Annotated in this window: 18 protein-coding genes and 2 tRNA genes; 12 read left to right on the top strand and 8 right to left on the bottom strand. The window is 63.5% G+C overall.

Annotation, left to right across the window (positions count from 1 at the left end; translation table 11 throughout):
- Positions 1-5: 5 nt before the first annotated feature.
- Positions 6-1184 (bottom strand): cysteine desulfurase family protein, encoded by a 1179-nt coding sequence (locus tag NKI47_RS13530; RefSeq protein ID WP_352590643.1) that lies wholly within the window; start codon positions 1182-1184, stop codon positions 6-8.
- Between the two features lie 290 nt (positions 1185-1474).
- Here NKI47_RS13530 and NKI47_RS13525 point away from each other — a divergent pair, with 290 nt between their 5' ends.
- A complete protein-coding gene (locus tag NKI47_RS13525; RefSeq protein ID WP_023674683.1) occupies positions 1475-2149 on the top strand; it encodes an alpha/beta hydrolase in 675 nt (224 codons plus the stop codon).
- 6 nt (positions 2150-2155) lie between these two features.
- On the top strand, positions 2156-2806 hold the full coding sequence (locus NKI47_RS13520; protein WP_352458431.1) for an FMN-binding negative transcriptional regulator: 651 nt from the start codon (positions 2156-2158) through the stop codon (positions 2804-2806).
- A 41-nt stretch (positions 2807-2847) separates the two neighbouring features.
- Here the strand turns inward: NKI47_RS13520 and NKI47_RS13515 are convergent, their stop codons facing one another.
- Both NKI47_RS13515 and NKI47_RS13510 read right to left on the bottom strand, forming a co-directional pair.
- Positions 2848-3180, bottom strand: a complete 333-nt coding sequence (locus NKI47_RS13515; protein ID WP_352458432.1) for a lipid-A-disaccharide synthase N-terminal domain-containing protein — start codon at positions 3178-3180, stop codon at positions 2848-2850.
- On the bottom strand, positions 3173-3901 hold the full coding sequence (locus NKI47_RS13510) for a glycosyltransferase family 2 protein (protein ID WP_031211231.1): 729 nt from the start codon (positions 3899-3901) through the stop codon (positions 3173-3175). The genes NKI47_RS13515 and NKI47_RS13510 overlap by 8 nt, the downstream gene beginning before the upstream one ends.
- 386 nt (positions 3902-4287) lie before the next feature.
- Between NKI47_RS13510 and tyrS the strand changes: the two genes are divergently transcribed.
- Complete coding sequence (tyrS, locus tag NKI47_RS13505; protein WP_352590639.1) at positions 4288-5541, top strand: tyrosine--tRNA ligase; 1254 nt, start codon at positions 4288-4290, stop codon at positions 5539-5541.
- An 89-nt stretch (positions 5542-5630) separates the two neighbouring features.
- Here the strand turns inward: tyrS and NKI47_RS13500 are convergent, their stop codons facing one another.
- Positions 5631-9005, bottom strand: coding sequence for a hypothetical protein (locus NKI47_RS13500; RefSeq protein ID WP_352590636.1), 3375 nt, complete (start codon positions 9003-9005; stop codon positions 5631-5633).
- 96 nt (positions 9006-9101) lie between these two features.
- On the opposite strand from NKI47_RS13500, the gene NKI47_RS13495 reads away from it, so the two are divergent.
- Both NKI47_RS13495 and NKI47_RS13490 read left to right on the top strand, forming a co-directional pair.
- Entirely contained in the window at positions 9102-9569 is a 468-nt protein-coding gene (locus tag NKI47_RS13495; RefSeq protein ID WP_352571434.1) for a peroxiredoxin, read from the top strand.
- 138 nt (positions 9570-9707) lie between these two features.
- The gene (locus tag NKI47_RS13490; RefSeq protein WP_352571435.1) at positions 9708-10988 is read left to right on the top strand and encodes a M23 family metallopeptidase; all 1281 of its coding nucleotides are present in this window, start codon (positions 9708-9710) and stop codon (positions 10986-10988) included.
- A 75-nt stretch (positions 10989-11063) separates the two neighbouring features.
- On the opposite strand, the gene NKI47_RS13485 is transcribed toward NKI47_RS13490, so the two are convergent.
- On the bottom strand, positions 11064-11855 hold the full coding sequence (locus NKI47_RS13485) for an alpha/beta fold hydrolase (protein ID WP_352590632.1): 792 nt from the start codon (positions 11853-11855) through the stop codon (positions 11064-11066).
- Between the two features lie 321 nt (positions 11856-12176).
- Here NKI47_RS13485 and NKI47_RS13480 point away from each other — a divergent pair, with 321 nt between their 5' ends.
- From NKI47_RS13480 to NKI47_RS13455, 6 genes are all read left to right on the top strand, one after another.
- Positions 12177-13343 carry an ROK family transcriptional regulator gene (locus NKI47_RS13480; RefSeq protein ID WP_352590629.1) on the top strand — a complete coding sequence of 389 codons (1167 nt, stop codon included), beginning with the start codon at positions 12177-12179 and terminating at the stop codon, positions 13341-13343.
- Positions 13340-14104 carry an ATP-binding cassette domain-containing protein gene (locus tag NKI47_RS13475; RefSeq protein WP_352456627.1) on the top strand — a complete coding sequence of 255 codons (765 nt, stop codon included), beginning with the start codon at positions 13340-13342 and terminating at the stop codon, positions 14102-14104. Before NKI47_RS13480 ends, NKI47_RS13475 begins: the two co-directional genes overlap by 4 nt.
- A 39-nt stretch (positions 14105-14143) precedes the next feature.
- Positions 14144-15184 (top strand): sugar ABC transporter substrate-binding protein, encoded by a 1041-nt coding sequence (locus NKI47_RS13470; RefSeq protein WP_352571438.1) that lies wholly within the window; start codon positions 14144-14146, stop codon positions 15182-15184.
- Between the two features lie 162 nt (positions 15185-15346).
- Positions 15347-16342, top strand: coding sequence for an ABC transporter permease (locus NKI47_RS13465; RefSeq protein WP_352449360.1), 996 nt, complete (start codon positions 15347-15349; stop codon positions 16340-16342).
- Complete coding sequence (locus NKI47_RS13460; RefSeq protein ID WP_352590624.1) at positions 16339-17109, top strand: SDR family oxidoreductase; 771 nt, start codon at positions 16339-16341, stop codon at positions 17107-17109. The genes NKI47_RS13465 and NKI47_RS13460 overlap by 4 nt, the downstream gene beginning before the upstream one ends.
- Entirely contained in the window at positions 17106-17762 is a 657-nt protein-coding gene (locus NKI47_RS13455) for a GNAT family N-acetyltransferase (RefSeq protein WP_352590621.1), read from the top strand. The genes NKI47_RS13460 and NKI47_RS13455 overlap by 4 nt, the downstream gene beginning before the upstream one ends.
- Positions 17763-17963: 201 nt before the next feature.
- Here the strand turns inward: NKI47_RS13455 and NKI47_RS13450 are convergent, their stop codons facing one another.
- Both NKI47_RS13450 and NKI47_RS13445 read right to left on the bottom strand, forming a co-directional pair.
- The gene (locus tag NKI47_RS13450; RefSeq protein ID WP_352590618.1) at positions 17964-18302 is read right to left on the bottom strand and encodes a hypothetical protein; all 339 of its coding nucleotides are present in this window, start codon (positions 18300-18302) and stop codon (positions 17964-17966) included.
- Between the two features lie 187 nt (positions 18303-18489).
- Positions 18490-18565 (bottom strand) — tRNA-Val (locus tag NKI47_RS13445).
- A gap of 216 nt (positions 18566-18781) precedes the next feature.
- Here NKI47_RS13445 and NKI47_RS13440 point away from each other — a divergent pair.
- Positions 18782-18858: transfer RNA gene (locus NKI47_RS13440), tRNA-Asp, on the top strand.
- 236 nt (positions 18859-19094) lie between these two features.
- On the opposite strand, the gene rbsK is transcribed toward NKI47_RS13440, so the two are convergent.
- Positions 19095-20036, bottom strand: coding sequence for a ribokinase (gene rbsK / locus NKI47_RS13435; protein WP_352590615.1), 942 nt, complete (start codon positions 20034-20036; stop codon positions 19095-19097).
- Between the last annotated feature and the right edge of the window lie 4 nt (positions 20037-20040).

Below are 20040 nucleotides of genomic sequence, written 5' to 3'. Positions count from 1 at the left end.
CGCGCTCAGGCGGCTCGTTCCCTGCTTGCCTTTTCCTTACCGGCTTGGCGCGCGACGATCGTCGCCAGCGCCGAACGGAACAGCTCGATATCTTCAGCGCTGGTCGCGTGGCCGACGGACACGCGCAACGCGCCGAGGCCGTCACCATAACCCATGGCTTTCAGCACATGGCTCGGGCCGACCTTGCCCGACGAACAGGCCGATCCCGCCGACAGCGCCACACCGGCCAGGTCGAAGGCAATCTGCGCCGTCTCGGCCTTGATGCCGGCAATAGCGAAGAATGTCGTATTGGCAAGCCTTGGCGCGCCGATCCCGAAGATTTCGGCGTCCGGAACAAGCGTTTTCACGATCGCCTCGATTTCGTCGCGACGCTGCCGCACCGTTTCGATCGTTTGCAAGCCGGCAGACGCCTCGCGCGCCGCCGCGCCAAACCCGGCAATCGCCGCCAGGTTTTCGGTGCCGCCGCGATGGCCTTTTTCCTGGCCACCGCCGCTGACCAGCGGCTTTGGCATCATCAGGTCCGACGCCGCGACAATGGCGCCGACGCCCTTTGAGCCGCCGATCTTGTGCGACGAGAGAATCAGATAGTCTGCGTAACCCGCTGACATATCGAGCGGAATGCGGCCGGCCGCCTGCACGGCATCGACAACCAGGATGCCACCCGCCGCCTTGACGATTTCGGCAATGCGGCCGACCGGCTGGATCACGCCGGTTTCATTGTTGGCAGCGTGGATGGCCACCAGCGGCAAGCCTTCGACCTTGTCATGCTGGACGAGAGCCTCGGCCAAAACGTCGAGCCTGACGACGCCGTCGGCGTCGACGCCGATCCGTGTCACCTGCGCCGCTGGGAAGCGCCCGCCGTTCAGCAGGCAAGGATGATCGGCCTCGGACACATAGAGCCGGCTCATACGGACAGCACCGCGCCCCATCTGCCAGTCCGGCGTCAGCAGCGTCGAGGCCGCTTCCGTCGCGCCGGAGGTGAATACGACATGCTCGGCTTTGGCGCTGACCAGTCGCGCCACGTCGCGCCTGGCATCCTCGATCAGCCGCCGTGCAGCGCGGCCCTCGGCATGGACCGAGGACGGGTTGGCGGCGACGTCGAGCGCAGCGACCACCGCCGCGCGCGCCGAGGCAAGCAGCGGCGCGCTGGCATTGTAGTCGAGATAGGCGCGTGCTCCGGCCATTTCCGTCCAACTGGTCCCTTCAAAAGCCGTTCCGCGAAGATAGCGCGTTATTTCCTTGAAATTGCAAGGCAAGACGTCCTATTTACGCGGCTTGCGGCGTGGGTGGCCGAGCCACAGTCTTTGGCCCCCCAGTTTTGAACAATTCTAAACTAGCTTCTAGAAAGACGCCCGCCCTGCGTCAAGGCCTAGGGAAGACTGGGGCCTAGGGAAGACTGGGGCCAGAGGAAGACTGGGGCCAGAGGAAGAGTTGTTCCGGGCGCCGCGCAAATTTATACCAAGTGGAGTATTTCATGCCTGAGGTCATTTTCACCGGTCCGGCCGGCCGTCTGGAGGGTCGCTATCAGCCCTCGAAGGAAAAGAGCGCGCCGATTGCCATCGTCCTGCACCCGCACCCCCAGTTCGGCGGGACGATGAACAACAAGATCGTCTACGACCTCTTCTACATGTTCCAGAAGCGCAATTTCACCACGCTGCGCTTCAATTTCCGCGGCATCGGCCGCAGCCAGGGCGAGTTCGACCACGGCACCGGCGAATTGTCCGACGCCGCCGCGGCGCTCGACTGGGTGCAGTCGCTGCATCCGGATTCCAAGAGCTGCTGGGTTGCCGGCTATTCGTTCGGCTCGTGGATCGGCATGCAGCTTCTGATGCGCCGGCCGGAGATCGAGGGCTTCATCTCGGTCGCGCCGCAGCCCAATACCTATGATTTCTCGTTCCTGGCGCCATGCCCGTCGTCCGGCCTGATCATCCACGGCGACGCCGACAAGGTCGCGCCGCCCAAGGACGTGCAGGGGCTGGTCGACAAGCTGCACACGCAAAAGGGCATTACCATCACCCAGAAGACCTTGCCCGGCGCCAACCATTTCTTTGCCAACCATGCGGAGCTTCTGATCGAGGAATGCGCCGACTACCTCGATCGCCGGCTGGCCGGGGAATTGTCCGACCCACGGCCGAAGCGGCTGAGATAATCGGCGATGTACCAACCGCCTCACTTCCAGGAAACACGGCAGGACGTCCTGCACGGGCTGATCCGGGCGCATCCGCTTGGCCTGCTGGTGTCGAACGGCGTCGAGGGGCCGGTCGCCAACGCGATTCCCTTTCTTCTAGACGCGGATGTGCCACCGAACGGCAGGCTCCGCGCCCATTTGGCCAAGGCCAATCCGCAATGGCGGCTTTTGGCCGACAATCCCCTGGCGCGGGTGCTGGTCGTCTTCCAGGGCGCCGATGCCTATGTGACGCCGTCCTGGTACGAGACCAAGCGTGAAACCGGCAAGGTGGTACCGACCTGGAACTACGCCATCGTCCAGGTGCGCGGCATCGTCACGGTGATCGAAGACCAGGATTGGCTGGCCGAGCAGATTTCCGATCTGACGATGTCGCAGGAGGGCAGCCGCTCGGCGCCGTGGGCGGTGACCGACGCGCCGGCACCCTTCATCCAGTCACAGATCAAAGGCATCGTCGGCCTGGAGATCGAAATCACCGAAATCAGCGGCAAATGGAAAGTCAGCCAGAACCGCCCGGCCGCCGACCGCGTCGGTGTCGCCGAGGGGCTCGAGAGCGAGACTGCCGATTCGGCCGACATGGTCCGACTGGTAAGGTCTTACGGCGGGCTGGACGGCAAGTAATCTGGATTGCTTGCTCGACCGGTTTCAGGCCGGTCGAGGGCTCAATCGACCTTCGTCATCGCCGTCTTGCGCTCGTTGGCGATCAGCCAGAGATTGCGGATATAGATCAACAGGCCCATGGCCTGGCCGGCGATGAACACCGGATCCTGACGCTGGATGGCGTAGATCAGCAGCAGGCCGCCGCCGAACAGCGAAAAGAACCAGAAGGCGATCGGCACGACGCTGCGCTTGGCCTTTTCCGACGCCACCCACTGCACCAGAAAGCGCATGGTGAAGAAGAACTGGGCGACGAAGCCGAGCAGAACCCAGGCATCGAATTGCTTGACGAAAACATCGTGAAGCCAGGTCGCCAATTCCTGAAGCACGTTACCCATGCCTGATTTCCTCTACTTTGGGCATTCTGCGGCGCCTGCGGCGCAGCCACCAGACGCCGGCAAGATCAAGCACGCCCTGCAGGCCGCGATCGAAGATGCCGTAATTCGATTTGCCGTGACGGCGGGAGCGATCGACGACGTCGCAATGGACGACGCGGTAGCCCTCCTGGATGACCAGCGCCGGAACAAAGCGGTGGGTGCCGTCGAAGAACGGCAATTTCCTCAAAATGTCGGTATGGATCGCCTTGAGGCCGCAGCCGGTATCCCGCGTCTCGTCGTGCAGGATGGCCTTTCTCAGCCCGTTGGCGAAACGCGACGCCAGCTGCTTGATCTTGCTGTCGCGGCGCTTCAGACGCTGTCCCTGCGCGGCCCCGACATCGGGACCAGCCTGCCGCAGCGCGTCTATCAACACTGGGATATAACCGGGGTCGTTCTGGCCGTCGCCGTCGATGGTGGCGACGATATCGCCGCGCGCCGCCCAGGCGCCCGAACGCACCGAGAGCGACTGGCCAGCGGATTTCTGATGCCTGAGATGGCGCAGCGGAAACCGGCGAAGCGCTGCTTGTGCGGCAAGCACCGAAGGCGTGTCGTCGGTCGAGCCATCGTCGACGACGATGACCTCGAAGTCGCGCCCGGCCATCGCGGCGCCGATCTCGTCGAGCAGAAGCGGCAGGTTCGCCGCCTCGTTCCGGCAAGGAATGACGATGGATATCTCCGGCATCTCGACTCTGTCACAGGATATGGCATTCGATCGATGCCGCGCGGTCCAGCGGATGAAACCCGTTGGCGGCGCCTCATTACGCCAGCCGAAACGAGGACGCAAGCAGGCCGCACGCTTGGGGGTTCTCCCTTCTCCCCTTGTGGGAGAAGGTGGCCGCGCGAAGCGAGGTCGGATGAGGGGTGTTCCAGCTTGGCTCCCTCCGCACTCCGTCCAACACCCCTCATCCGTCTTGGCGCTGCGCGCCAATCCACCTTCTCCCACAAGGGGAGAAGGGAAGAGGGTGTCGCAAAACCGGATTCCACTTTTGCTGATCGCGCTTGAGTGCTAAACGCCCGCCTTCATGCATAGCCGAGCCGCATTCGGCCGGAAGCCTTTCGGGAAAGAAAATGTCCGCCTTCAAATCCGATTTCCTGCGCACGATGAGCGAGCGCGGTTTCATCCACCAGACCTCGGACGATGCCGCCCTCGACCAGCTTTTCGCCACGGAAACGGTGAGCGCCTATATCGGCTTCGACGCCACCGCCAGAAGCCTACATGCCGGGTCGCTGATCCAGATCATGATGCTTTACTGGCTGCAGCAGACCGGCCACCGGCCGATCGCGCTGATGGGCGGCGGCACCTCGATGATCGGCGATCCGTCGTTCAAGGACGAGGCGCGCAAGCTTTTGACGCCGCAGGATATAGAGGACAATCTCGCCGGCATCCGCCGCAACTTCACGCCCTACCTCAAATTCGGCAGCGGCCCCAACGACGCCGTCATGATCAACAATGCCGACTGGCTGATGGACATCAACTACGTCAATTTCCTGCGCGATGTCGGCCGGCATTTTTCGGTCAACCGCATGCTGGCCTTCGATTCGGTCAAGCTCCGGCTGGACCGCGAGCAGTCGCTGTCGTTCCTCGAATTCAACTACATGATCCTGCAGGCCTATGACTTCGTCGAGCTCTACAAGCGTCTCGGCTGCCGGCTGCAGATGGGCGGCTCCGACCAGTGGGGCAACATCGTCAACGGCATCGACCTCGGCCATCGCATGGAAGGCGCGCAGCTTTATGCGCTGACGACGCCGCTGCTCACCACCTCCTCCGGCGCCAAGATGGGCAAGTCGGCCTCGGGCGCGGTCTGGCTCGATGCGGAGATGCTGAGCCCGTACGAGTTCTGGCAATACTGGCGCAACACCGACGATGCCGATGTCGGCCGTTTCCTGAAGCTCTACACGACCCTGCCACTCGCCGAGGTCGCACGCCTCGAACGGCTCGGCGGCTCGGAGATCAACGAAGCCAAGAAGATCCTCGCCACCGAAATCACCGCCATGCTGCATGGCCGCGAGGCGGCAGAGGAGGCCAGCGAAACGGCGCGTAAGACGTTCGAAGAAGGGGCGCTGGCCGAAACACTGCCAACCGTCGAGGTGGGCAGGGCCGATCTTGAAGCCGGCGTCGGCATATTGTCGCTGTTCGTCACCGCCGGGCTGGCTGTGTCCAACGGCGAGGCACGGCGGCATATCCAGGGCGGCGCCGTGCGCCTCAACGACCAGCCAGTTTCCGACGATCGCAGGATGGTGACGCTGCAGGACCTTGGGCCGGGAAACGTCGCGAAACTGTCGCTCGGCAAGAAGAAGCACGTTCTGGTGCGGCCGGTCTGACGCTACGCTGCTGTTGACGCCGGCAGGACAGAGGGGGGCGCGAAGGATCGCTACAGAGCGTCGTTGTTCACCCGCCTACCCTACCCGCCTCAGCGATACTCGAAGATCGACCGGAATATCCCGGGCGCTATCACCGATAGCGGATTGACCTCTAGGTTCGGCTTGTTGGCGTTGCCCTTGAGCCTGTAGGTGACGCCGATCAGGCCGCGGTCGCGGCCGTTGCCGAGCAGTGCGCCGATCAGCGGCAGTTCGCCGAAGATGCGGTTTACGCCGTAGGCCGGCATGAACGTGCCGGTCATGTCCATATTGTTGTTCTGGTCGTAGAGCGTGCCCTGGAAGGTGGTGCCGATGCGCGAGCCGCGCAGCACGCCGTTGCGCAGCTTCAGATAGCCGCTGCCCTTGTCGATTTCGCTGAAACCGCGCTCGAACTTCACCCTCGACGTGTCGAGATTGCCTTTGACCGCTTCGTTGAGGCTGCGGTTGTCGCCGGCCGGCGTCGTCGACACGATCGAGGCGAGCTTCGGCTCATTGACGATAAAGAAGTTCTTGGCGTCGACCTGGCCTTTCATCGGCCCGTCGCCGGCCCCGGTCAGCGCCAGCGTTATCGAGCCGCCTTCCATATGCTCGTAGATATTGAGGAAGCGCAGTATGGCGCCGGCGTCGGCCGACTTCATGTTGAGCGTGCGCAGGCCGCCGCCGGTCGTGTTGCTGATGGTGATGGCGGCTCCCGAACTTGCCGTGGCGCTCACCTTGAGCCCGTTCACCCGGGAGCCGGCGGCGCTGTAGTCGAGCTTCAAATTCGACAGCACCTCGTCGTGGAAGCCGGTCAGGGAACTGACGTCGGCGCTGACCGAGATCGCATCGACGCCAGTGGTCTTGGTGGCGGTGTCGACGTCGGACGTGAATTGCTTGATCAGCGAGCGTGCGTCCAGCGCGCTGCCGCTGACCTCGACCGCATAGGCCTTGCCCGACCGCTTCACCGAGACGGCGACGTCGTCGCCCCTGTTCAACGTGACCTTGCTGAACCGGGCCGAGGACAAGGCGCCGTTGACCAGCACGGCGCTGCCGTCGATGGAGAAGCTCTTGCCGTCGAGTTCGAAATTGGACAACGTCGTGGTGTCGCCGGTCTTCGCCATGGCGAAGACGACCTTGGCGGGAATGCCGGGGCCCTTGCTCCAGCCGGCCCAGGGAATGCCCAGCCTGGCATTGGTCAGGTCGGCCGACACGTTCTGGTTGCCGGTGCCACTCTTGTCGATCGCCACCTTGATGGTTCCGGAAAGCAGCGTCGACAGGCCAGGCATGGCGGTGGCGCGCGTCTTGTCGTCGAGCACCAGCGCCACTTTACGACTGCGCGGCGGGCCGCCATCCCTGAGCGGCTCGATCAGGTCGAGCTCGGCCGGAATGCCGTTGAGCAGCGCCTTCGCCGAGATCACCGCCCGGTCGGGCGCGACGGTGATCGAGCCATCGGCATGGCTGACCGTCTGGCCCTCGAACGGCTTGCCCAGCGACAGGTCCTTGTAGTCGAGCGCCACCAGCCAATCGAGTTTGGAAGAGTCGACACCGGACTGCAGGGGAATATCGGCCTTGACGTGGCCGGTCACCGCGCCGGACAGGTCGTCCGGCAGCAGGCCAACATGGCGCATGGCGTTGATCGGGTCAAAGGATGCCAGCTCGGCGATTGCCGGCGCCTCGCCGGCGACATCGATGTCGAGCGCGCCGATCACCGGCGGATGGTTCGCCGCCTTGACGGTGAGCGTGCCGTTGCTCGCCGCCACCGTGCGGCCGCTCGGCATATAGACGCTGCCCGACGACAGCGCGACGTCGACGTCATTGCCGTGGAAGCCGACGACGCCAACGGCATCGCGGATCGGCGGAATGCGGCCGGCCGTGTCGAAGCGCGATCCTTCGACCTGGAATCGGCCGAACACTTCATCGGCGGAAAGCGGCACGCCGTTGCCGAGCCGTCCGGGCACGACCTGGAACTGCAGGCTGCCATCGACGACGCGGCCGCCGAACAGGTTCTTAAGCACCCACAGCCTGGCATTGCGCGCCGAAAACCATGGCCATAATTGCTTGACGTGCGAGACCGGCATGTCGTGGACATTGAGCGCCACCGATATGCCCGGCGCCTGGTTGGCGACGAATGAAACCGAAGCCGTGCCCAGCACTTCGCTGCCCGGTCCGGACCGGACGCCGATCTGCTCGGCGACCAGCTTTTGGCTCGTCGGCTGGTAGACGCCGGCGATACGGGCAATGAAGCTGAGTGCCGGCTCCGGCGAATCGGAAGGCGCCAGGGTCGAACCGTCGCTGGTCAGGTCGTAACGATAGGATGGCTCCTCGCCCGCTGCGCCGGTAGCCGGCTTCGGCCCGATCGAACCGGCGAAATCGAAGGTCGAGCGGCCGGTTTTCACCAGCAAACTGTCGACCTGGATTTTGTTCGACCCGGCGACGAGTGTTGCATCGAGATCGATGTCGGCCGGAAGCAGGCCGCGCGAACCGAGATCGAGCACCGATCCGGTCAGTGACAGGGCAGCGGTCAGCCGCGAACCGTTGTCGCCGGTCCCTTCCGACCCCGCCAGCTTCAAGGCGATCGCACCCAATTTGCCACCTGCCGCAGTGTCGGCATCCGCTGCCTGGATGCTGGCGTCCAGCGTGGTGATGCGTCGCGTCGCCGGATCGCGGGTGGCGGAAGCGGCGATGGTAAGCGCCCTGCCGTCGACATCCGCGTCGGATGAAAACTCCATGCTTCCCGGTCCCGACTGCGAGACGGAGGCCTCGGCGATGGTGACCGACTTGACGGATCCGGTCTCGGGCAGTGCCAGTTCGACGTTGCGCAGATCGATCTGGCGCATCGAATCCTCGCGCACCGCGTCGAGCGCGCGGTTGAGGTTGGCGAAGACGGCGGCGGAAAGTTTTTCCGGATCGATGAGGCCGTCCTGGTTGCGCAGCTCGGCCGTCCAGTCGCCGCCGGACGGCATTGCCGCCATGACGATGTGCGCGTCGGAAATCCGGGCGCTGGTCAGCCGTACCTCGCCCGAAAGCAACGGGATCAGCCGGATGCCGAAGCGGACCCGGCCTGCATCGGCCATTGGTTTTCCGTCGGCGGTCTTGAGGCTGACGTCGCTGACCTGCAGCGCAATGAAGCTCGACCCGTCAAGCGTCAGCCGTGCCGGCCCGACGGCAACGTCGACATCGAAGCCGGCCAATTTCTCGATTGCCGTTTCGGCTTCCGCGCGAAGCCGCTCCGAGCCGAAGCCGGACACGCCGATCGCATAGACGCCGGCGGCAGCCAGCAACACAAGGGCGACAAGGCCGGCAAACAGCCGCGCCATCATACGGACGCCGCGACCGATCGACGCCTGGCCGAGCGGCGGGACGCGGCACGCGGACGGAAAGGTTCCCAGGTCGGTGATCTCGTCACGCCTGAACCTGATCTTCTCGTGCTGCGGTAGCTCCTGATCCACGCAATCTTCCGTTGAAACGAATTCGATCGTGGACGAATCCCCGCTCGACATTATATCGATGCAGCCTGGCGCGTAACCTCAAACAAGGGCATCGATATGGCTGACCTCGACGTGGGCGATGTTGCGCCGCAGTTCGATCTTCCGCGCGACGGCGGCGGTTCACTCAGCCTCGCCGCATTGCTGGGAAAACCCATCGTACTCTATTTCTACCCACAGGACGACACCACAGGCTGCACCAACGAGGCGATCGGCTTTTCGCAGTTGAAGCCGGAGTTCGAAAAGGCCGGCGCTGTCGTCATCGGGCTCTCGCCGGACAGCGTCAAGAAACACGACAAATTCAAGGCGAAATACGATCTGAGCGTCGACCTTGTCGCCGACGAAGAGCGCAAAGTGATCGAGGCTTACCATTTGTGGGTAGAAAAGAAGCTCTACGGCCGCACCTATATGGGCGTCGAGCGGGCGACGTTCCTAATTGGCCGGGACGGACGCATCGCCAGGATCTGGCGCAACGTCCGCGTCAAGGGGCACGCCGAAGAAGTGCTGGAGGCGGTTCACGCCCTTTGAGAGCTGCGCCAGGCCGCTGCAATTCGATACCCGTTTTGCGCGAAGACCTTTGCCTGTCGTTCGATCCGGCAAAACTTTGTTAACCCTAATAATGTGTAATCAGGCTCGTCGTTGGTGTCGTAACGAAAGCTTGGTCCCGTGAACGTAGCCAGTCAGTCAGCGGTCTTCGGCAGACGCAAAGAGCCCCACACGGTCATCATCGCCCGGGGCGACCAGATAAGGCATTTCACCATACGCCCGTGGCTTGCGGCATTTTGCGGCTCGGCGCTGGCGGCGATCGTCATTGGCTACCTGCTGGCGACCTCCTATCTGGTGCTGCGCGACGATCTGATCGGTGCCACGACGGCGCGGCAGGCGCGCATGCAGCAGGCCTACGAAGACCGCATCTCGGCACTGCGCAGCCAGGTCGACCGCATCACCAGCCGCCAGCTACTCGATCAGCAACTGATGGAAACCAAGGTCAGCGAGCTGCTGGAACGGCAGAGCCAGCTCAGCCTGCGTCACGGCCGCCTCGGCCCGATCCTCGAACGAGCCGAAAACGAGGTCGCAACGCCGCCCGTGCCGGCGGCAAAGCCGGACGAACATGCCGACGCGACCGGGAGTATCCAGCCGACGGCGTATACTGTCGCCAGCCTTGCCGCTCCTGTGGGCGTTGACGACACCAGGCCGTTCTCGCTGTGGTCGACCCGCGCCGATCCGCTGCCGAGCGAAAGCGCGGCCGACCGGGCAGACAAGCTCTTCGTTTCGATCAACAACTCGCTGAAGGCCATCGAGAGCCAGCAGCTCACCCGCATCGCTACACTTGCCGACAATGCCTACAAAAGCGCCGACGCGATCTCGCAGGCGCTCGAGGCCGCCGGCCTGCCCGTCGATAGCGAATTCGAAAAGAGCGACGTTGGCGGCCCGCTGATACCACTCGACAGCTCGTTGGTCTTCGACAGCAAGGTCAAGGAGTTGGACGAGGCTCTTGACGCGCTGGATCATCTTAAAAAGGAAGCGCGCCGGCTGCCGCTCGCCAACCCCGCCCCCGGCCGCAGCGTTACCAGCCCATTCGGCGTGCGCACCGACCCCATCCTCGGCACGGCCGCCTTGCATTCCGGCATGGATTTCAGGGCGCCGGTCGGTATGCCAGCCAAGGTCACGGCAGCCGGCGTTGTCGTCAAGGCCGGCTGGAACGGCGGCTACGGCCGCATGATCGAGGTCGACCACGGCAACGGTTTTGTAACGCGTTACGGGCATCTCAGCGAAATCGACGTCGCCGTCGGACAGAAGCTCGATGCCGGAGACATCATCGGCAAGACCGGCAACAGCGGCCGCTCAACCGGCCCGCATCTGCATTACGAGGTCCGCCACAACGGCGAGGCAATCGATCCGCTGCGGTTTTTGACCGTCGGCAAGAAGGTCGAGCGGTATCTGTAGAGCTGGCGATTCATTCGGCGTGAAGCCTAGCGCGCGGCCAACCGCCCGCCAGGCAATATCAAAGATAGATCGCTTTCAGCCCTCAGCAGCAGCCATGAACGCGCCGAGCCGCCGGTTGAACGGCTCACCGGTCTGCTGAACGCTGTGCCCCGCGCCGGCGATCACGGCATGATCGGCACCAAGCACGTTTTCGAGCACGTCGCAGACGGCGTCGAATGCTGCGCTGTGCCCGCCGGATACCACCAGTTTCGGGAACGGCGCATCGGCAAGTTGCCGAAGCGGAATTTCGGCCTCCCATGGCCCGCGTTCGACGACGAGCATGGCCGCGCCTTGCGCGAGCGGGAGCGGCAGCGGGTCTGGCAATTGTATCGCCGAGCCGACCAGATGGAGGAACTGGCGCAAGAAAAGCGCGGGATCGTCGCGGGGTCCGCTTTGCCAGTGGGTCTTCAGGCGCGTCACGAGTTCATTCACGGCAACATCCCCGCGCGCAAGGTCAAAGGCCGGCGGCTCGATCACCGTGAGCGAACGGATCGCTCGCGGGCGCATCGCTGCTGCAAGAAGAGAGATGACGCCGCCATAGGAATGCCCGACCAGATGGACGCGGCTTTCGTCCCAGAGGTCATGCGTCCGATCGAGGAATCCGGCGACCAGTCCGGCGTCGACGACGAAATCCTCGCGTTCGGCAGGGGAACTTGATCCGTATCCTGGCCGGTCGACCACAACCAGCTTCCAGCGCTCCGCAAGCGGTTGCTGGGCGGACCATGTCATCATGCCGTTCGTGACGCTGCCGTGGACGAACAGAACCGGCGGCCCGTCGCCCCGCACCTCATAGCCGAGATCAATCCCGTCGAGGGTCAGCTTCGGCATCGCATCTCCTCCCGCAGACCGGCGAGAGGAAGTATGCTCCCTGCAACGGAAAGGCGCAACGAACTCCGATCCCTGGCCGGCTCACAACCGGTTCCGAAATGGGCTTCAGGGCGCTGATCGGAATGCCGGCCAAGGTCATGCCTGGCTCCCGTCCAGCCGCTGGCGCTTCATACTGGAAAATTGCCAGAGTTGGCCCATCCGCCGGCGGGCGCGAATTCGCCGGCGTTAGAAGGCCTTGGCCACAGGCGAATTATTTTTGAATTCCATTTGACTGAATAAATATTCGGTGCGAACCTCTGCTCTCTCGAGAGGGCGCCAGACATGGCATTGCGCGGGACCAATCAGGAGTTCGGGCGGCCGTATAACCGGCGTATCGTGCTCGAATCCATCCGCCTTCACGGACCGATCGCCCGCGGCGACATTGCCAGGCGGGTCGGGCTCACCGTGCAGACGGTGTCTACCATCGTTCGCGAGCTGGAAGAGCACGGTTACGTGTTGTCGCTGCGCGAAGAGCCCAAGGGACGCGGCCTGCCACCGGCAACGCTGCGCATCAATCCGGAAGGCGGCTATGCCGTCGGCATCCACGTCACCCCGCTGGGCATCAATGCCGCCCTGATCAACCTAAGCGGCGATGTTATCGAGAGCACCTACCGCGAAGCCCCAAATGCAACGCCCGACCACGCTTTCGAGCTGATCGGCGCCATGGTGCTCGAATTGACGGCATTGCGGCCCGGTGGCCGCGTTCTCGGCATTGGCATGGCGCTGCCCGGACCGTTCGGCGTGGAGTCCATGAGCTTTGTCGGGCCGACCACCATGACCGGCTGGAAGGATGTGGCGCTGCGCGAGCGGCTGGCCGCCTCGACCGGACTGCCGGCCTTTTTCGAAACCGATATGGCGGCGGCTGCTATCGGCGAGCGCCTCTACGGCCTCGGAACGGCATATTCCGAGTATTACTATCTTTATTTCGGCGTCGGTCTCGGCGGCGTCATGGTGCATGACGGGGCGGCATTGCGCGGCGCCTGGGGAAACGCCGGTGAAATCGGCCACATTCCCGCAGTGCCGGGCGGCGAGCCCTGCCCGTGCGGCAATCGTGGCTGCCTCGAACGGTATCTCTCGCTCGAAGCGCTGCGGCGCCGCAACATCGCCGACGCCGAGTGGGTGAGCGAGATTGCGCCGATCTTCCGCAACGCCGTCACCATCATCGAAAACCTGTTCGATCCCGAAACCATCATCCTCGGCGGGCTGGCGTCCACCGAGCTGCTCGAAAGGCTTGCCGGCGCGGCCGCGCACCTGCCCAATTCGGTCTCGGCGCGAAGCGACCGCGCGACCCCCCGCGTCCGCGTCGCGCGCGGCGGCCAGCATGCGGTGTTGCGCGGCGCCGCCGCGCTTGCCGTCTCAGGAGTGCTTTCGCCGCGCTTCGGCCAGATCTTCACCGCCGAGCGCGAACGCGGTCGGGATCTCTTGCATAACAAGGGGATCGCAGCATGAGCGAACCGCTGCTGGTGCTCGACAACGTAGCCAAGAATTACGGCGCCATCGAAGCGCTGAAAGGCATCAGCTTTTCGATCGACAAGGGCGAAGTGGTGGCGCTTCTGGGCGACAACGGCGCCGGCAAATCGACGCTGGTCAAGATCATTGCCGGCGGCCTGGAGCCGTCCTCCGGCCGCATGCTGTTCGAAGGCAAGGAATTCCTCGCCAAATCCCCCGCCGAGGCCAAGGCCGCGGGGATCGAGACGGTCTACCAGGACCTGTCGCTTTGCACCAATGTCGACGTGGTCGCCAATTTCTTCATGGGCCGTGAGATCACCAGGAAGGTTCTCGGCATTCCAGTGCTCGACGAGCGCGCCATGGAGCAGGTGGTGCAAAAAGCCTTGGCAAGCGCGGGCACCCGCATTCCCTCGCTTCGCACCAATGTCGAGCACCTCTCGGGCGGTCAGCGACAGGCCATCGAGCTCAACCGGTTCGTGCATTTCGGCGGCAAGCTGGTGCTTCTCGACGAGCCGTTCGCAGCGCTTGGCGTCGAGCAGACGCGGCGCGGCCTCGACATGATCCGCCAGGTGGCGAGCCAGGGCATCGGCGTCGTCATAATCACTCATATCATGCAACAGGCCTTCCAGGTCGCCGATCGGATCGTGGTGATCCGGCAAGGCGTCGTGGCGGGCGACGTCGCACGCAACAAAACAAGTCCCGACGCGGTGATCAACATGATCACCGGAGAGACGCTCGCCGGTGCCGGACCGACGAACTGAGGGACAAACGAGGGGTCCGGCGCAAGAGGAGCGAACGACATGAAGAAAATACTTCTTTCCGTCTTCGGTATCCTGGCACTGGCCTTTGCCACGCTCACGCCGGCATTCGCCCAGTCCAAGGGCACCGTCTACTACATGGTGCCGACATTGCTCGATGAGTTCCAGACCGGCTCGGTGAGCGCGCTGGAATTGTTCCTGAAGCAGGTCGGCTACGAGATGAAGACGCTGAACGCCGACAACAAGACCGACGCTCAGCAATCGCAGATGAACGACGTCATCGCGCTGAAGCCGTCGGCGATCATTCTTGCCGCCGTCGATTTCAATGCGCTGAAACCGTCGATCGAGGCCGCCCGCGCCGCCGGCATCCCGGTCGTCGAGTTCGACCGCCAGATCACCTCGACCCCGTCCGACTTCACCTCGGTGGCCGGAACCGTCGAGATCGGCTACGTCGCCGCCGACCAGGCGCAAAAGCTCCTGACCGCGAAAAACGGCTCGGTGAAGGGCAAGATCCTGCAGGTGCTCGGCGATCCGGGCGATCCCTACACGCTCGACATCCAGAAGGGTTTCGAGGAGAAGATGAAGGCGTTCCCGGACGTCAAAATCATCTCGCTGCCGGCCATGCAATGGGCGGCGGATGCGGCCGGGACCATCGTGAACGACCAGCTGCTCGCCAACCCCGACATCGACCTGATCTTCAGCCACGCCGCGCATCTTTCGGTCGCTGCCGTCGCCTCGCTCGAGGCCGCCGGCAAGAAACCGGGCGACGTCATGCTGATGAGCTCGAACGGCGCTCCGGTCGGCCTCGACCTGATCCGCAAGGGCTGGCTCAACGTGGAAGTCGAGCAGCCGCTCTACGCCCAGGCCGCGGCGGTCGCGATGTTCATGGACAAGGTGGTCAACAAGCAGGAGATCAAGCCCGGCGAATATGATGTGCTTGGCCTGAAATCAACCCTGACCAAGGAAGCGTGGGGACCGAACATCAAGATCCCCGGCGCTGCGATCACCAAGGAAAATGTCGATAACCCGGCGTTCTGGGGCAACATGAAGCCGCCGACCGAAACCATAAAGCCGGTCGAATAGCAACTCGCCAAACGCTCCGGGCCACAGGCCCGGAGCCTTAGCCCTGCAGCTGTGCGCGTTAGAACGGACGCGCACGGGAATGCTGCAGTAATTTTCAACCGCGCCTGATCTTTCCGAAGAACCGAGTGGTTTTTTGGGCTGACGCGCCAACCGGATCCGCAGATGAACCCCCGCACGCGCCAAACCCTCGAGTTCATCCTCGACAATCTCGTCTGGTTCATGCTGGTCTTCGTGCTGGTGGTCTTTTCCATCCTCATCCCCAACTATTTTCAGCTCGGCATCTTCGCCAACATTATCGAGGCCTCGAGCGTGCTCGGCGTCATGTCGATCGGCCTGGCGCTGGTCATCATCGCCGGCCATATGGACCTGTCGGTCGAATCGGTGGCGGCGCTCAGCGCCATGGCGGTCGGCATCCTGTTCTGCTCGTCGGGCATCGGCCTTGGCATCCAGTTGCAGCCGCAATGGCTGATGGTTCCCGTTTCGCTGCTCATCGCGCTTGCCGTCGGCGGCCTCATCGGCGCCATCAACGGCTACCTGGTGGTCAAGGTGAAGATGAGCGCCTTCATCATCACGCTGGCCTCCTACATCTGGGTGCGCGGCCTCGTGCTGGTCATCTCCGGCGGCCGCTCGGCGCAGGACCTTGCGCCGGCAATCCGCTGGTTCGGCATCCAGCGTCTGGGCGGCCTGCCGCTGACTGCCTGGATCGCCATTGCGTGCTTCGTGGTGTTCTCGCTGATCATGGCCAAGACGCCCTTCGGCCGGCACCTGGTCATGATCGGCGGCAACGAGACGGCGACCTTTCGCGCCGGCATCCGCGTCAACCGCAACCTGGTCATAGCCTTCGTTCTCGCCGGCGCCATCGCCGGCCTTGCCGGTTGGCTGCTGGCGATCCGCACCTCCGGCGCGACAGCTAATCTCGGCGTCGGCCTGTTGTTCAACGCTTTTGCCGCGGTCGTCATCGGCGGCGTCAGCCTGAAGGGCGGCGTCGGCACCTTGCCCGGCGTCTATGCCGGCGTGCTGCTGCTTTCGGCCATCAATACGGCGATCAATTTGATGGGTCTGCCGGCCAACTTCACCCAGGTGATCCATGGCCTGCTCGTCCTCGCCGCGGTGCTGCTCGACGCCTTCAAGCAAACCATCCGCCAGAGGCTGGCATGACCGGCCGTCTCGAAGACAAAGTCGCGCTGATCGTCGGCAGCGCACGTGGCATCGGCAAGGGCATCGCACAGCGTTTTGCCGAAGAGGGCGCGAAGCTTGTGCTCGCCGACACCGAGGCCGAGGCCGGGCAAGCGACTGCGGACGAGCTCGGTGCCGCCTTCATACGCACCGACATCTCGCAGATGGCCGATGCGCAGGCCGCTGTTGCACTGGCGCTCGACCGTCACGACCGGCTCGACATCATGGTGCAGAATGCCGGAATCTATCCCTGGCAATTGCTGGAAAACACCAGTCCCGACGATTGGGACCGGGTCATGGCGGTAAACTTGCGCGGCAGCTTCATCGCTGCTCGCGCCGCACTGGTGCCGATGAAGGCACAGCATTTTGGCCGCATGCTGTTCACCTCCTCGATCACCGGCCCGCATGTCACCAGCCCCGGCCACGGCCATTATTCGGCGACCAAGGCCGGCATCAATGGGCTGATCCGTTCGGCTGCGCTCGAATTCTCGGGCTACGGCATTACGGTCAACGGCGTCGAGCCCGGCAACATCCTCACTGAAGGCATAGAGCAGCATCGCGGTGCGGCCTTCATCAAGAACATGGAAGACGCCATCCCGCTCGGCCGTCTCGGCAGCCCTCGCGATGTGGCCAATGCCTTCCTGTTCCTGGCCTCTGACGATGCCAGCTACATCACGGGCACGACCATCATCGTCGACGGCGGGCAGCTTTTGCCCGAGGGCAAGGATTTCCGGCTGCTGCCGCCATGATCCTCGATTTCGGCGGCGGTTTCTTCCTGCGCCGGGCGACCACCGCCGATCATGCAGCGCTTGCGATGATCTGTCTCAAGACCGGCGATGCCGGCAAGGACGCCAGCGGCCGCGAGGACGACCCGGAACTGCTCGGCCTCCTCTACACTATTCCCTACCAGGTGCTCGAACCCGAGCTGGCCTTCATTATCGATAGTCCCGCAGGTGCGGCCGGCTACCTGCTTGGCGCGGCCGATACGGGCGCTTTCAATGCCAGCCTGGCATCAGACTGGTATCCCGACCTTCAGCGGCCCGTGGCAGACCCGGGACCCGACAGCTCTCGCTGGCGCGGCAGCGACTGGGCGCGGCATCGGGTCCATCATCCCGATTTCGCTGTTCCGCCTGCGCTGACCGCCTATCCGTCGCATGGCCATATCGACCTGTTGCCGCAAGCGCGCGGGAAAGGCATCGGCAGGCGCGCGATGGCCTTCCTCGAGCAGGGGCTTGCCGCGAGCGGCTCTACCGGCATCCACCTCGAAGTCATGCCGGAGAACGATGGTGCGCTAAGGTTCTACAAGGCGATTGGATTTGAGGTGGTGCAGGACGCTGATTCATCGAAGCGTTGTGTTTATGCGGCGAAACGGATTGCTCACGCTCCGGCGATTGCAGGCTGATCTGCGACAAGCCAACCGCCCAAGTTGCAAAGAACCGGGAGGCCTATGGAAGTACAATGCTGCCGTTCTGCAGCAGCCAGTTGCCCCGCGTGAACACCTTTGCCGCGGGAACGAAACCTTCGTCGCGTGCTCCACCGCAGACACGAAAGTCACCAGCATCAACACGGTGCGGGGCTAATTCAAGTGTTGGCGGAGCGTCTACTAGTTCAGTATGGGCGGCAGGGGAACATCCGCGACCGTTCCCCCGGCCACAATCGAGAGCACATAAAGCAGATAAATGGCTAATACCAACAGGGCGAGGAATGAACCGCTGGCAAAGACTCCTGCAACCGCGGCGTCGGGATAAGCTTCGACTTGTTCTTTCTTGAAGGTGTCTTCTTCGTTACGGGTTGTCTTCACAACCCGTTCGCCTGGAAGCCGGTTTTTTTCAGCTTCCTTCGATATCTTATCCGCGAGATCTCCTGCGATCACGGGATCGTCCGGAAGATGACTCACAAGCCATCCAGGAATATTTTCGCTCCCGCCCATGCCCATACGCAATTGAGATACTGCAAGTTGTAGCTTTCGGCAATCGTTTCCCTCATGAGAGGCAAGCAGATCAGACTTAAGTCCCTGCGGAAAGACAGTTCGAATCAGACCAAAGTCCGAGTAGCACAGTGGTCGGATGCGTCTCACCTGGGCGATCAGCTTGAGCGGTGTAGCCCAAACTGAACACGTCGATGGAAAGTGGTGGGCGATGACGGGCTCGAACCGCCGACATCTTCGGTGTAAACGAAGCGCTCTACCAACTGAGCTAATCGCCCGCTCCGGGCCGGACCTTTAAGCAGTTAGGACCGGCTTCGCAAGGCCAAATGAGCGGCCAGTGGCTTGGCCGGGAGCCGGTTTCGGCAACAAAGTTCGGCTTGTCAAAAAACCTTCTCCTGTTTGCTGTTATGCTGTCCGGGTCCGCTTGACACCCGGTGGCTTACCCCTTATCCACCGCCCAACGACGAACACGGCTGACACGTGCTCGTCCATGCGCGGGTGTAGCTCAGTTGGTTAGAGTGCCGGCCTGTCACGCCGGAGGTCGCGGGTTCGAGCCCCGTCACTCGCGCCATTTCTCCTTTGGGGTCACGTCCCCTTGATGCCGGAGAAATGTCGACGTTGATTTGTCAAAAATCATCTTCTTTCGTGACCCAGTCTAGGTCCATTCCTTTCGAATTCTGGCATTGATCCTCATCCATCGACCTGCCCGCCTGTTTGTGGTCAAGCCAGAAAACAATAGCTTCTCGGACAAGAGTCGGGTCTAACCCATTCGCTCCCGCTTACAGTCTCATCCCGCAGTGCCCGGCTTCACCCCTCGGCGAGCAGCGCCTCGACCTCCTGCAGCGTCGGCATGGACGGCGCGGTGCCCGGGCGCGTCACCGAAATGCCTGCGACGGCGCAAGCGAAGCGCACCGCCTGCAGGGGTTCCATCCCCCTCGACAGCGCCGCAGCCAGGCCGCCATTGAAGGCGTCGCCCGCACCCGTGGTCTCGATGACCGGGCCGGCGGCGACCGCTGCGACATGCTCGGAACGGTCGGCCGTGTGCAGCAGCGCGCCCTTTTCGCCGAGCGTCACGATGACAGCGCCCACGCCCTTCTCGAGCAGGCTGTCGGCGGCACGGCGGGCATCGTCGATGGAGGATACCTTGATGCCGGTCAGTTCCTCGGCCTCAGTCTCGTTCGGCGTGACATAGTCGCAAAGCGTGTAGATACGGTCCGGAAGCCTGGCCGCCGGCGCCGGGTTGAGGATGGTGGTCACCCCTGCCCCGCGCGCGATCTCCAGCGCCCCCAGCGCCGCCTCGATCGGCTGTTCGAGCTGGGTGACGAAAACGCCGGCCGCGCGGATCAGGCCGGCATTTGCCTCGATATCGGCGGGCGAGATCAGCATCGCCGCACCAGGGCTGACGATGATCGCGTTGTTGCCGCTCGTCTCCTCGATGAAGATATAGGCGGCACCGGTGTAGCTTTCCGGCGTGTCGATGACGGCGCTCTTCACGCCGGCGTGCGACCAGGTCTGTCTCGCCATATCGGCAAAGGGATCGACGCCGAGGCGGGTAAGGAAGGTGACATCGGCGCCGAGCCGGCCGGCTGCCACCGCCTGGTTCGAGCCCTTGCCGCCGGGGCCGAGCGTGAAGGACGTGCCCAGGATCGTCTCGCCCATGCGCGGCTGGCGGGCGGCGCGGTAGGCCGTATCGGCGACGAAGACGCCCAATATGACAACCGGCTTCATGACGATCGGTTTCGCCGGCATGCCG

The sequence above is a fragment of the Mesorhizobium sp. M0633 genome (assembly GCF_040320645.1).
Classification (GTDB): domain Bacteria; phylum Pseudomonadota; class Alphaproteobacteria; order Rhizobiales; family Rhizobiaceae; genus Mesorhizobium.
The sequence above is the reverse complement of the archived record's forward strand: the minus strand, read 5'-3'. Positions and strand labels throughout refer to the sequence as shown.

Coding starts and splice junctions, on each gene's coding strand:
- NKI47_RS13530 (WP_352590643.1), bottom strand. CDS start 1,184: ATGGCCGGAGCACGCGCCTATCTCGACTACAATGCCAGCGCGCCGCTG.
- NKI47_RS13460 (WP_352590624.1), top strand. CDS start 16,339: ATGACCGGCCGTCTCGAAGACAAAGTCGCGCTGATCGTCGGCAGCGCA.
- NKI47_RS13465 (WP_352449360.1), top strand. CDS start 15,347: ATGAACCCCCGCACGCGCCAAACCCTCGAGTTCATCCTCGACAATCTC.
- NKI47_RS13485 (WP_352590632.1), bottom strand. CDS start 11,855: ATGCCGAAGCTGACCCTCGACGGGATTGATCTCGGCTATGAGGTGCGG.
- NKI47_RS13525 (WP_023674683.1), top strand. CDS start 1,475: ATGCCTGAGGTCATTTTCACCGGTCCGGCCGGCCGTCTGGAGGGTCGC.
- NKI47_RS13475 (WP_352456627.1), top strand. CDS start 13,340: ATGAGCGAACCGCTGCTGGTGCTCGACAACGTAGCCAAGAATTACGGC.
- NKI47_RS13470 (WP_352571438.1), top strand. CDS start 14,144: ATGAAGAAAATACTTCTTTCCGTCTTCGGTATCCTGGCACTGGCCTTT.
- NKI47_RS13455 (WP_352590621.1), top strand. CDS start 17,106: ATGATCCTCGATTTCGGCGGCGGTTTCTTCCTGCGCCGGGCGACCACC.
- tyrS (WP_352590639.1), top strand. CDS start 4,288: ATGTCCGCCTTCAAATCCGATTTCCTGCGCACGATGAGCGAGCGCGGT.
- NKI47_RS13520 (WP_352458431.1), top strand. CDS start 2,156: ATGTACCAACCGCCTCACTTCCAGGAAACACGGCAGGACGTCCTGCAC.
- rbsK (WP_352590615.1), bottom strand. CDS start 20,036: ATGCCGGCGAAACCGATCGTCATGAAGCCGGTTGTCATATTGGGCGTC.
- NKI47_RS13510 (WP_031211231.1), bottom strand. CDS start 3,901: ATGCCGGAGATATCCATCGTCATTCCTTGCCGGAACGAGGCGGCGAAC.
- NKI47_RS13515 (WP_352458432.1), bottom strand. CDS start 3,180: ATGGGTAACGTGCTTCAGGAATTGGCGACCTGGCTTCACGATGTTTTC.
- NKI47_RS13495 (WP_352571434.1), top strand. CDS start 9,102: ATGGCTGACCTCGACGTGGGCGATGTTGCGCCGCAGTTCGATCTTCCG.
- NKI47_RS13480 (WP_352590629.1), top strand. CDS start 12,177: ATGGCATTGCGCGGGACCAATCAGGAGTTCGGGCGGCCGTATAACCGG.